The organism is Sulfurimonas lacustris, from assembly GCF_059705355.1.
This window is the reverse complement of sequence record NZ_AP046125.1, coordinates 1,601,912-1,615,104: the sequence shown is the minus strand read 5'-3', so window position 1 is coordinate 1,615,104 and position 13,193 is coordinate 1,601,912. Positions and strand designations below refer to the sequence as shown.

Annotated in this window: 9 protein-coding genes; 8 read left to right on the top strand and 1 reads right to left on the bottom strand. The window is 35.3% G+C overall.

Going from position 1 to position 13,193, the window contains the following annotated elements; genetic code table 11:
- Positions 1–12 precede the first annotated feature (12 nt).
- Positions 13–1,359: a TolC family outer membrane protein gene (locus AC6H4V_RS08350; RefSeq protein ID WP_497606461.1), complete on the bottom strand. Its 1,347-nt coding sequence runs from the start codon at positions 1,357–1,359 to the stop codon at positions 13–15.
- A gap of 162 nt (positions 1,360–1,521) precedes the next feature.
- Between AC6H4V_RS08350 and AC6H4V_RS08345 the strand changes: the two genes are divergently transcribed.
- The 8 genes from AC6H4V_RS08345 to AC6H4V_RS08310 all read left to right on the top strand — a co-directional run bounded on the left by AC6H4V_RS08345 (position 1,522) and on the right by AC6H4V_RS08310 (position 13,189).
- Positions 1,522–3,621, top strand: a complete 2,100-nt coding sequence (locus AC6H4V_RS08345) for a type I secretion system permease/ATPase (protein ID WP_497606460.1) — start codon at positions 1,522–1,524, stop codon at positions 3,619–3,621.
- Positions 3,618–4,886, top strand: a complete 1,269-nt coding sequence (locus tag AC6H4V_RS08340) for an HlyD family type I secretion periplasmic adaptor subunit (RefSeq protein WP_497606459.1) — start codon at positions 3,618–3,620, stop codon at positions 4,884–4,886. The genes AC6H4V_RS08345 and AC6H4V_RS08340 overlap by 4 nt, the downstream gene beginning before the upstream one ends.
- Positions 4,887–4,944: 58 nt before the next feature.
- Complete coding sequence (locus AC6H4V_RS08335; protein WP_497606458.1) at positions 4,945–5,769, top strand: HDOD domain-containing protein; 825 nt, start codon at positions 4,945–4,947, stop codon at positions 5,767–5,769.
- 94 nt (positions 5,770–5,863) lie between these two features.
- The gene (locus AC6H4V_RS08330) at positions 5,864–6,808 is read left to right on the top strand and encodes a hypothetical protein (RefSeq protein ID WP_497606457.1); all 945 of its coding nucleotides are present in this window, start codon (positions 5,864–5,866) and stop codon (positions 6,806–6,808) included.
- Between the two features lie 154 nt (positions 6,809–6,962).
- The gene (locus AC6H4V_RS08325) at positions 6,963–7,958 is read left to right on the top strand and encodes a hypothetical protein (RefSeq protein ID WP_497606456.1); all 996 of its coding nucleotides are present in this window, start codon (positions 6,963–6,965) and stop codon (positions 7,956–7,958) included.
- A 4-nt stretch (positions 7,959–7,962) separates the two neighbouring features.
- Positions 7,963–8,634, top strand: coding sequence for a hypothetical protein (locus tag AC6H4V_RS08320; RefSeq protein ID WP_497606455.1), 672 nt, complete (start codon positions 7,963–7,965; stop codon positions 8,632–8,634).
- Positions 8,634–11,036, top strand: a complete 2,403-nt coding sequence (locus tag AC6H4V_RS08315) for a TolC family protein (protein WP_497606454.1) — start codon at positions 8,634–8,636, stop codon at positions 11,034–11,036. Before AC6H4V_RS08320 ends, AC6H4V_RS08315 begins: the two co-directional genes overlap by 1 nt.
- A complete protein-coding gene (locus tag AC6H4V_RS08310; RefSeq protein WP_497606453.1) occupies positions 11,033–13,189 on the top strand; it encodes an EAL domain-containing protein in 2,157 nt (718 codons plus the stop codon). Before AC6H4V_RS08315 ends, AC6H4V_RS08310 begins: the two co-directional genes overlap by 4 nt.
- Positions 13,190–13,193 lie beyond the last annotated feature (4 nt).

The window sequence follows — 13,193 nt, the reverse complement described above, 5'->3', positions numbered from 1 at the left end:
TTGCCTTGTTGGCTATTTATCGTAAGAAATTGGCAGTGTATCATTGTTTGGGGGAGTTTCTCCTCGTAATCCTACTTTTGAGTAGAGAGTGTCGCTCTCCTGAACAACAGTTGTTACAAGAGTTCCCATCGCATCTAAAACTCTATATTTTGCAAAAAGCAGGCTATACTCGGAAGTGATGATTTGCGCTTTTGCACCTATAAAATCATTTTGAGCAGAGAGAAGATCTAAGAGTGAACGTCGTCCCAAATCGTACTCTTTTGAGTAGAGTGTGAGTGTTTGTAGTGAGAATTTTTTATATTCATTGAGATATTTGAGCTGTTCACCAAGTTTTTCATGTGAAGTCCATGAGAGGTTTAGTCTCTCGATAACTTCACGTTGTAGTCTATTGCGTATCTCCATCTCTTGATTGATGGTACTTACACTTTTTTGCATTCCGGCACTATCTGCAAAACCGTTAAAGAGGTTGTATCTAAGATACGCCATTGCTCTTAGATTCTCATATTTGCCCTCGATACCGCTTAGATTTTTGTTATAACTTTGAGAGAGCTCAAGATCTACAGATGGGTAAAAAGGTGATTTTTTCTCTTCGTATGTTGCACGTGCAAGTTCAATATTGTACTTTGAGACAAGTAAAGAGGGGTTGTTTTTTGTTGCAATCTCAGTTGCTTCTTCAACCGTTGCAGGGAGTGGTACATCAGTTGCAGGTTTTACCATACTTTGCGTCTCAAGTGTGTGTCCTAAGATTTTTTGCATTGTATGTGATGCATCTAGGAGTGTGTTTTCTTGAACAACATAGTTGGCATTTGCAAGAGCGAGAGCCGATTCTATTTTGTTGACTTCAGAGAGAGTTGTAAGCCCTGCATCATAGAGTTTTTGAACTTTTTTAAATATCTCTGTATGAATTTCAATATTCTCTTTTTGTATCGCCAAAAGTTCTTGGTTTTTCATCAGTTCAATGTATGCGTTTAGTGTTTCAAAAGAGAGACTGTTTACTTTTTCTATATAGTTGTATGCCGCCGCTACCGTTCTGCTCTCTTGCTGTGCAACTCTGCTTTGTGTCTCAAAACCTTTAAAGACATTTTGCGTCAAAGAGAGTGAGTTTTGATAAACGCTATAATCAAAAGGAAGACTGTTAGGTGCTCTTTCTCCATCTTCTTTACCTACGCCGATAGAGAGGTCAAGTTTTGGAAGGTATCCAGATTTTGCTGCTGTGATATCCTCTTTTGTGGCGTTGTAGTTTTTAAGTCTCTCTTGTACTATGGGATTACTTGATAAAACTTCACTTACAGTTGTCTTGATATCTTGCGAAAATAGGGCTGTAGCTAAAGAGAGAGCCAATATTATTTTTTGATTCATAAGAAATACACCTTTTTAGTTGAATAGCGTTATTGTAGCAGAACTATTTTAAAAATTTATATAAGATAATGAAATAATTAAAAAATCAAGTTTCTAAAGAACGTAGAAGCAACTCGCAATTTGAGTTATAATTGCCAGCTTATATCATAAAGGTGAAAAAGTATGAAATCACATCAAGTGGAACAAAACCGTTTACTTCAAGCATATAAATATATACTTGATTTTTATTTTGGTGATGTAAGTTTTGAGACAATTCTTACTCTAAGCCCAACAAAAAATGAAGATTTTAGCGTAGAGTCTCTTGTCGGAGTTTCTGAACAAATAGGGCTTGTTGCACTTGAAAAAACAGTAGTTGCTTCTAACATAGCAAATTATCTGCTTCCTTGTATTGTGTTTGACAAACAAAATAAGCCTTTTGTCTATCTAAAAAATATTGCCAACAAAAAAATAGAGCTTTATGATGCTTCTGAAGAAAAAACATTTGAGATAGAGTATAAAGAGCTTGGTGGCTACAAAAAAGCTCTTTTTATATTTAGAGAGGAATCCAAAGTTGATGTTATAGACAAAGTAGCGACAAACAGATGGTTTTGGGAGCCTGTAAAGTCGTTTTGGAGGTCGTATGTAGAGGTTGGGTTTTTGACATTTTTTATAAACCTGTTTGCTCTTTTTGTGCCTTTGTACATTATGATTGTCTATGATAGAGTTGTGCCAAATGAAGCCTACGATACTCTTTTTGTACTAAGTTTTGGACTTATAATTGCGCTTGTTTTTGAGCTTGTGTTTAAGAGTGTGCGAAGCCATATTATCGACAAAACAGGAAAAAAACTCTCTTTGTATCTTGAAGAAGATTTGATGAAAAGACTTCTTGGTCTCCAATCGCAGTATGACATTATGATGACTGGCTCTAAGGTGAATTTATTTCGAGAACTTGCAACTGTTAGAGACTTTTTTGCTACAAAATCAGTTATCCAGATAATCGACTTTCCATTTTTTATATTTGCGCTTATTGCTATCTACTTCATCTCTCCAGCTGTCGCTTTAGTTCCTTTTGCGCTCGCGCTTCTTATTATGCTTATCAACATAGGACTTCAGATTCCCATCGGGCATTTGAGCAAAAGACATCTTCAAAATACCCAGTCAAAACACAACTATTTAGTAGAAACCATACAAGGAGCCGACGCGCTAAAACTCTCAAATGCCACGGCATCTAAGCTTTTTAACTGGAGAAATATTATAGCTTTTGGAGAAAATATTCAGATTAAAATTCAGTCCGTAAATGCATTTGCGCTCAATATCTCACAAACGCTTATTCAGTTGACGACGATTTTAGTAGTCTCGGTAGGAGTTTTTCAGATAGCAGATAAAAGTTTAAGTGTTGGCGGGCTCATCGCAGTGACTATTTTAGCAAGCAGAGCTATGGTTCCTGTAATCAGCCTATCGACGATGCTTATAAAATTTAAAGAGATTAAAGACTCTCTTCATAATCTTAAAGAATTTTGGAACTTACCGCAAGAGAATGAAAAAAATATTGAGCTTGGGGTTAGGGTTTTGCATGGAGATATTGAATTTAAGGATGTGACATACTATTTTAAAAATTCAAAATATCCTTCCGTGAGCAATCTAAACTTAAAGATAAAAAGTGGCGAAAAAGTTGGTATTATCGGGCAAACGGGAGCAGGAAAATCAACGGTTTTAAAACTTTTAACGGGGCTTTTACATCCTACAAAAGGGAGCGTGTTTATAGACAATCATGACATTGCCACTATCCATCCCGTTGAAATCAGACAAAATATAGGCGTTATGACGCAAGAACCATACCTTTTTAATGGTACACTTAAAGAGAATATAGAACTCTCAAATCCAATCAGCAAAGAGAGGATGATGGAGCTTGTTACTTTAAGCGGACTTGAGGAACTTGTGAAAAAAAGTGCTCAAGGCGATGGTATCGCCGTGGGAGAGAGGGGAGCAAACTTGAGTGTCGGGCAAAAACATCTTGTAGGTCTTGCAAGAGCAATCGTAAATAACCCTTCAATCCTTATCTTGGATGAACCTACAACGGGGCTTGATGTGGGTCTGGAGAAAAAGCTTATGAATAACCTCAAAAATATCATTGAAGAGAAGACGCTGATTTTGATAACACATAGATTTGCGGCACTTGAACTTGTTGATCGTGTGGTTATTATTAATGATGGCAAGATAGTTGCGGATGGTCCACGCGATGTAATCCTAAATGCACTAAGAACTCCAGAGGGGGCAAAATGAAACTTCACTATCAAGAAGAAGATTGGAACTATAGAGTAGTTATCTACCCCATGATGACATTTGTGGTTCTGTTTTTTATATGGGCGACTTTTGCTGAGATAGATGAAGTGGTAAAAGGAGAGGGAAGAGTTGTTCCCTCAGGACAAACAAAAATTTTACAGCACTTTGAGGGCGGTATCATTACCGATATCCACATAAGCGAAGGCGTGAGTGTAAAAAAAGGGGATGTTTTATATACCTTAAAAAATGACTATTTTATGGCTGATTTAAAATCACAAGAGCTAGAGATGATGGCTCTTCAGGCAAGAGCTATGAGGCTTGAGGCGCTTATTGATGGCAAAAAACTTGTGTTTGCAAAAGAGTTTATACAAGCCATAGGCGGAATCGTCGAGAGTGAACGACAGACTTTTGAAGAAGAGAACGCAAACCACAAAAGACAGTTGGGCATAGCGCAAGACCAATTAAAACAAAAAGTTCTTAGACTTGATGAGCTGAGCATGAAGCTGCAAAATCTTGAGATAGAGATGCAACTTGCAAATGAAAATATGCAGATACAAGATGCATTGCTGAAAAAAAATGTAGTATCTAGGAAAAACTACTTAGTAGAACTGTCAAAAAAGCAAACTCTTGTCACTGAAATTCAAAATGTGAGAAGCTTAATCCCCATTGTAAAAGAAGAGATTAAAGAGGCAGAAAAAAAAGTAAAAAGCGTCAATTCTGAGATGCTCTCAAAAAATCTTAAACAGCTCTCTGAGGTAAAGTTGAACATTCGCCAGATTCAGGAGAAATACAAAGCTAGCTTGGATAGAGAGTTGCGAAAAGAGATAGTAAGTCCGGTAAACGGGGTGGTCAATAAACTTTACTTCAATACAGTAGATGGAATTATAAAACCCGGAGACAATATAGCCGAAATAACGCCAGTAGAAGATAAACTCGTCATAGAAGCGAAGATAAAAACAAGTGATAGAGCGCAAATTTGGAGCAATCAAAAAGTCTCCATAGAGATAACAGCGTATGATTTTTCAAAATATGGTCTTTTGGAGGGAAGGGTTGTTTCAATCTCTCCAGACAGTACAGAAGATAAGCTTGGCAATAGATATTATATACTGAAGATAAAAGCCGATACACTTGGGTTTGATGAAAACTCTCAAATTCTCCCTGGTATGGTTGCAAAGATAAATATTTTAACAGGCAAAAAAAGTGTCTTAAGGTATCTGATAAAGCCCCTTAAGGACATAGCACAGAACTCTTTTAAGGAGATTTAACATTTTGCAAGGTGTCAAAGTGTTATTATGCGATAAATTAAAAAATAGGATTTGATATATGACATACATAGAACTTTTAAAAAGAATTGATGCTTTAGCGCCTCTGCCAAAAACTGTTTTGGATATAGAAGAGTTTAAAAAAACCGACAATTATGATACAAATGATTTGGTAAAAATAATCGAACAAGACCCGCTTATGGTATCGACAATTTTAAAAACAGCAAATTCGGCGATGTTTGGTTTTGTAAGCAAAATCGACTCACTCAACAAAGCTGTTGCTCTTTTAGGGATAAATTTTACCATCTCTATGGCATTGGCAAGTGGTATTAAAAATGCGATAAATAGCCAATTAGTAGTGTATGGAGGCGATAGTGATATGTTTTTGAGAATTGCCAACATGCAGTCAAACTTTGTAAGTTTATGGATGAATCAAGTCGATATGGAACTAAAAAAAGAGTTGGTTTTGCCCTCTTTTCTACAAGAGAGTGGTAAATTTATTATCAATAATGCTATTATGGATGAGGGCAAAAAAGATGATTTTCTTAAGCAAATCAATGAAAGATTTGATGATATAAGTGCGGTAGAAAAAGAGTTTGTCGGAATGAGCAGTGCAGATGTAACTGCTGCAATCTTTAAACACTGGAATATTGCTCAGAGTATTACCAATGGCATTAAGTACAGTGATGATGTCTCTAAAGTGCCTCCCCAATATGAAAAACATGCAAAGATTTTAAACATCGTAAAGCTTGTTTGTAACATTTCAAGACCTTTAGATGAAAAATGTATAGAACTTGCAAGACAAAGAGCCCAAGAGTTTGGGTTTGATTTGCAACCTTTTGACACAGCTGTTACAAAAATGCAAACAAGAATCTCTGAAGAATAGGTTAAATAAATAATATATGCTATAATCCTTAGACATTTCAAAGACAATGTAAAATAACATAAAAAAACAATTGAATTAAGGAACTTTTAGAACAATGTTTACTTTCATTAAAAGATTACAAGAGTTGCTCGCGCATCTTAAAAAGCACAAGGGTCTTTGGTTTACAACACTATTTGTTGTCTCCATTATCGGTATTTTTATCTCAATGTATGTGATTATGACTATGACAGATAGAGTTTCACAAAAAGTTTATCAAAGTATGTTTGATAGCTATGAGTTAAAATTAAATACAAAAATAGAAACGAAGCAAGAAGAGTTTAAAAAGATTGCGGCGGTAATTGCGCAAAATGAGTTACTTTTAAGTGCGATAGAGACAAATAATAGTGCGGTTATAGAAAAATTTAAAAAATCTCTAAATGAAGAGTTACTCAAAAACGGCTTTACAAGTTTGAGCGTGGACTTTGCGAGCGTAGCAAACAGAGACAAACCCTTAAGAAATACTATAAATACGATAATCAGCAGCAAAAGAACGCTTTTTGGCGCAGAAGTCCTAGATAGCGGTGCTTTTTTTGTCTATCTGATTCCTTTACAAAAAAATGAGGTTGTTTACGGTGTTTTAGAGATAAAAGAGTCACTACATGCCCTTAAAGCAGAGCTGACAAAAGAGGGAAGTCAATACCTCTTTTTGCTTGATAGAAAGATGCTTCCGATTTTATCTCTTGAAGAAAAAGCAGATAAATACAAAGAGATTAATGAAAATTACGTGCTTAAGCAGATGGAGTACAACACAAAGTTTGCATCAACTATAGGTGAAGTTGATTTTGAAGCCATGAAGCAGTTGAAATATGCGCTTGATGGTAATTATTTTAGAGTAGTTAAAAAAATTACCGATATCAATGGAGTAGACATAGGTTTGATGATTTCGGGAGAGAGCATAGATGCGAGTGGTGGTTTTGTTAATATAGCAGGTGACATGACAAACACAGTTACGGCTGTTGCTTTGGGATTGGTTATTTCTATCATTTTATTTCTCTTTTAGGTAGCTTATGAGACGCATTAGAATATTAAAAATTTATTTTGTTTTTTGGCTCTTTATCTTTTTTTTAGTATTTTCCCATCTTGACGCTTTTATTAGCTTTTTTATGGCCACCTTGACTTTTAATATTGCAGTTTTAACGGTTCTTTCTATTGGTATGATTATAGTCTATCACTCTGCATTTAGACTAACGATGCTAGCGGGAACATTTGGTATCTTGGCATATAAAAAAGGTGAGGCGCTTACCCATTATCTTCATGGAATAGACAGAATTATGCCTGCAAGCATTGCGCACATGTTTTATAAAAGAGCAAAAGGAGGGTCTCTCTATTTTACCCAAGCAGAAGCAAAAGATGTCACTACATGGCTTGAAGAAAAATTTGCTTCTCAAAAAATATATATAAACTTCTTTACATCAACCGCTTTGATGATAGGACTTTTAGGAACTTTTACAGGTTTGCTAAAAGCAATTGATGACATGGGTGCTATTATTTTGTCTTTAAGCGGAGATATCAACATAGTAGAGGTGGTTTCTGGCTTTTCTGGACCTCTAAGCGGTATGGCGATAGGTTTTGGCTCCTCTTTATTTGGTGTTGCTACTGCCATTATTTTAAGTCTTAAGAGCTATATTCTTAGTAGAAGTCAAGAATCTTTCATAGAAGATATAGAAGATTGGATGAAAGGTCGCATTATTGACACACAATCTGCAGAGACAATCCAACAGTTTCGAGAGACAGAAGGTTTGGCGCATGTAAGCGTTGTTCAGCATACAGGTGCACAAAGTGCTGTCTCTTCAGACCCAATGGCATCAAGTAAATTTTTGGATGTTTTTGGTGAGGCGATGAGTGGACTCAAAGAGGAGATGAGACGAAGTTCTGAAGGCAATGAAATCATCTATAAAATGCTCTCGGAAAATTTAGAATCTACCACTAAAACAACCGCAAACCAAATAGCTCTTTTGGAGAGTATCGTAAACTCCATAAAAGAGCTCAATGTTAACCAATTTTCAAATTCAAGTAAACTTGATGAGTCGATACAATCTCTTGCTAACATCGCAACAAGTCAACATAAAACGATGAAACAGTTGCTTGAGACGCAAAAACAAAATCAAGAACTAGTAGAAAATCTCTCCCAAACAAGCGTGAAAAGTTAACATAATGGCAAAAAAACATATAGAGGAATTCAACCCATGGCCAGCATTTGTTGATCTTTTCTCATCAGTTATTTTGGTATTGTTACTGTTTTTATTAGTTACGGTTGTTAATATTGTTTATTACTCTCAGTTTAAATTTAAAGTTGCGTATGCGGGCGCGATACTAAATGATAAGGTTATTTCGGCTCCAGAAACAAAAAAAGTCGAAGTTTTAGAAAAAAAAGAGGATGTTCCAAGAGAAATTCAAGTAGTGCAAGTAAAAGAACGCATTGGTAATATAGAAGCAGCGGGAAAAGATTTGAGCAGAATCTATGAGGATGAGGTCACGAAGCAAGAAGTAGTTATGGCAGAGGAACATCTGCTTGTCAATTTTGGAAGCAATGCTATAAAGATTGATAATCCGACGATTCTGCAAATAAGAGAGTTTATTAACAAAATGAAGCAAAAAAATCTAAAACACACAGTAAAGATAAGTGCAGTTGATCCAACAAATCAGATTAGCGCAACAGTTATGAAGCAGATTTCACTTGCTAGAACGCTCAATGCCAGAAATCTTATACGACAAATGGGATACGACATCAAAGATGTGCGTGTTGATTTACTCCATTCAAACGCAGCAAAAATCGTAAATCAAAATAAAAATGGGTATATCATAATCAGGATTGAAAAAAAATAATGATATTTCAAAAAACATATTTTTTAATTATTATTTTTATGCTTACTATGACTTTTGCAACAGCAGAGACGCTTGACGCCTCTATTAAGGCTGATATAAACAGTAGCACTGCTATGAAAAAGGAGTCTAAAAAAGAGTTTGGTATAGATGAAGAAGAAGAGAAAAAGATTCATAGTTACACAAAAGTATCTTTGATAGATGTGATTTTAGAAGCAGTTTCAAATAACAATAAAATAAAAGCCGCAAGTGAAAAAGTAAGGCGTGCAAAGATAAATTTAGATGATGCATATTCGGGTTATAAACCTACTCTTGATCTTGAGTACAGCTATGGAAAAAACCAAATAAGCCCAGGGGATGATGGTCCAACCACTGGAACGCATAGATATGATGATGAAAATCTCAAGATTCTCTTGAGACAAAATATTTACGCTGGTGGGGCGACAGAGTATAAGATTAAAGCTCTTGAGAAAAGCCTTCAGGTGGCAAAAAGCCGTTATGAACTTGCGATTGCCCAAGAGATACAAAATGCCATAAAGGCATATTTTGGTGTTGTTTTTTCCTCTCAGTCTTCAGTAGTGACAAAGAAAAACATGGAAATGTTGCGAAAAATTCTTGAAATTGTAACTGTGAGATATGACCTTGGTGCAGCTACTATTGGCGATGTTAGTTCCATTAAAGCAAGTGTGGCAAATGCGGAGACTAAACTAAGTCAAACTAATTTAAAACTTATGGAAGCGCTTAGATACTATGAGTATATCGCAGGGGAAGATTTTAAACAGACTATGCCTTTTGAGTATGAGTATGCTATAGAGTTAGAACCGCTTGAAGAGTTGCTCAAAAAAGGGGAGGAGCACAATTTAAATATAGTGAGTTATTTGACAACTGTGCAGTCGGAAAAATATAAGCTCAAGGGTTCACAGTCTGCATTTAAGCCAAAAGTAGATCTTGAGGTTACACAGACAAGAACTTTTAACAAAGATATTGCACCAGAAGAGTTTTATGTCCAAGACACAAATGAAATTCTTCTAACACTTAAGTACAACCTGTATAACGGTGATAAAGATGCGAATGCAATTGCTGCAACATATAGCAATATCCGAGAGTTACAGTACGTTATAGAAGAGGAGAGGAGAAAGGTAAAGTGGATACTCTCTGACCTTTTTCAGTCTATAAACGCACTTCAAGGAGAGATAGGAACTATAGAACAAGAGGTCACATCCTCAGAATCCATGGTTGACTCCTACTGGGAAGCGTATAAAAACGGAGAACAGGATTTGCAAACGCTTCTGATAGCACAAAGACAGCTTAACACTGCTCAAGTCTCTTTGATAGAATCTTATCAAAATAGGCTCAATGATTATTTTAAACTTCTTTTTGAAACTGGTGAGCTTGTCTCCTTTTTTGAGTTAGACCCTACAAAAGAGAATTTCATAGATTTTACAAAGAGTAAATATGATAATAAATATTATAAAAAACCAGAGCAAAAAGCAGATGCTCCGATGGTTCCAGTTATAAAAGTGGCGGCAGATGTCTCTTTGGTCGCAAAAAAAGAGATACAGAGTGTTGACACGCTTGAGGATATTTTACTTTTTAAAGATAAGTTTTTGGATGCGAATGATACCGATTTTACGCTCTTTATCAGCAGTTTTGACTCTATGTATGATACTTTTGGTTTTATGAAAGAGCATAATCTGACTAAAGAGACATTTGTAGTGGATATCTTTGAAGAAGAGAAGCTTAAAAATGCGATGGCACATGGTATGTACAGTAGTTTTGAACTTGCACGAAGTGCATTGGAGGGGATGAGAAAAGTACAAAATAAAAAGTATGAAGTAGTACCTATAGCTAAAATCAAAGAACTTTACAAAAAGTTTTTGGACAATTTAGAATTACAGCCTAAAGAAGCACTGCCGCCAAAAGAGATTGTAAGAACGAAAATAGTAAAGCTTGTCCCTAAGCCGCCGCAACCTTATTTTACAAATGAGGGCTTTAAGCAAGAGTTTGTAAAGATGAATAACGATGCCTATACTATCAATCTTGCGACTTTTACGAAGCTTGATGATGCTATAGCACTTGTAAACAATGAAAAAATAGATACTAAGGCATTGATTTTTAGATATGGCACAAATGCGGAGTGGATAAAGGTTGTTTATGGAGCGTTTGCAACTTATGAAGAGGCGCAAGCAGGGCTTAGTGCATTATCTACAGGAGTAAAAGAGAACTATTATCCGATTATCGAAAACATTAAAGACAAGCAAGAGCTTTATGCAAAATATACTCATTTTGAGCTAGGTACACCATCTACAGCACTTGGTGAGGTTCAGTATAGAGAAGTATCTCAAGACGCTAAAGAAGAAGTGCGTGATATAAATGCAACCACCATAAAAGCGAATAAAAATTGAAGAATAAAATAAAATTTACCATTGGTATAAAATTTGCACTGAGTGTTTTGCTTTTTTTGCTTGTGGTAACTTTGGTTTTTGCATATAGCTATTTTAACGCTCAAGAAGCAATAAAAGATGAGTTTAGCCAGAGAGTTAAAAAAGATACAGAGGTTATTTTTGAAGAACTAGAAAAAAATCTGCTGCACGCTAGCCATGAAAACCTACGCGCTATACTCTCATACGCTGTTAAAACTACGGACATAAGTTCTCTCAAGCTCTCAAATAAAGAGTTGTTATTTTCAAAAGAGACGCTTCTTCACAACTCCAATTATGCACAAAATAGTGACTGGGAGATAGGCGATATAACAACAGATGCCAAAAATGGAACTATTACGGTACTTGAAAACAACACGTACAAACTCTCAAGTGCTAAAAATTTACATGTGCAAGAACCAGTAGTTTTTAAGTTCTTTTTGTACAAAAACGAGATACTTATCAATGCGGTGGCTAAAATCTATTTTGAGTATGAAGTCTTTAAAGAAAATTTCAACCGAGATTTGCTCCAAAAAAGCGAAACGGCAACGACTTTTTTAAGAGAGAGCAAAAGCATTCTTTTACAAAAGCAACCTTTTGCACAACTTGAGTACATTATAGATCAAAGTGCGCTCCACGAAAAAACGGCAATTTTGCAAAAAACATACAAAACATACTATATTTTTACCATTTTACTTTTGGGATTTGTTTTTGGAGCAATCTATCTGATTTTTATCAAAAAAATGCTTTTAGATGCTATAAAATATTTTAAAGAGACTATGGCCGACACGCTCAATAATAATTTTGTTTTTGATGAGAAGAAAAAATCTCTCAACGAAGATATAGATGAAGCTTTTCGCTTGGTTGGCAATATTACAAAAAAATATATCATCGTTCTAAACGAGCTAAATATCAATAAAAATATTTTAGAGAGAAAAGTATTTACGGATGACTTGACGGGACTTCCAAATCAAAAAGTTTTTGAGCTTGATTTGAAAAATATGTTTATTGTGGGCTCTGATGGGTTTATTGGTACGGTTAAACTTGAATCACTCGGAGAGTTTACTAAAAAATTTGGCTCTGCTTTGGCAAATCACTATATAGAAGAGTTTACCAATGTCGTACAAAACAAATTTTACGAACTTGATTTGCAAGAAGCATCGCTTTATAGATTTTTTGGCTCTGAGTTTGCCATCATTTTAAAAAATGAAAAAGAGGAAAAAGTTTTAGAGTTTTGTAGAGCCTTGGAAGAAGAGCTTCAAGAGATGGGGATGCGCTATGAAGTAGAAAATAAATCTGCTTATTTTGGTTTCATCCCTTTTGATAAATATGGAACGATGGAATCGATGCTGCACCTCCTTAGTGATGTTTATAACATTGCAAAAGAGAGTGGAGGTTACTACCATGTAGTGAGCCCATCGGAAGTTTTAGATAAGTTTAGTGTTGTAGAGCAAAATGTAAGAGAAATCATAGAAAACAACTCTTTTGAAATTGAGTACGGTTTTGAAACAAAAAGTATCACTAGTAATGAAATCATTATGCTTGAAGCGATTCCAATCCTTTATGATAAGAATAGAGGGAAATTCTCTATTGGAGTGTTTATCTCAGCGGCAGAAAAAATCAAGCTTGCGACAACATTTGATAAAAAAATTATAGAATCCGTTGTTAATTACATCAAAGAAAATGAGTTGAGATATAGCATCGTTGTGAACCTTTCTATGCATTCGCTCAAAGATAATGAATTTACAACATGGTTGCACTCTCTATTTTTGTTCAATAAAAATATTTCTAAAAAAATCATCTTTAGTATGACTTCTTACAATGCCTCTTTGGATGAGGAAGTTTTTAAAAACTTTGTGCAAGAGATTCATCGTTTTGGAGCAAAAATCATTTTAAAAAGATTTAGCATAAACGATTTTGCGGTCGAAAAGCTTGGGGATTTGCATTTGGATTATTTAAGAATAAACAAGGATTATACGAGCGGTATTTTTAACGATAGAGATAAAAAACATTTTTTAAGAACTATCATCAACCTTGGACAATCAAATGATATTTTTATCATCGGAGATAGTATAAGAGATGAGAGAGATATCGCTGCATGTGCGAGCATCGGCTTAGATGCGATTAGTAACTACTAGGAGA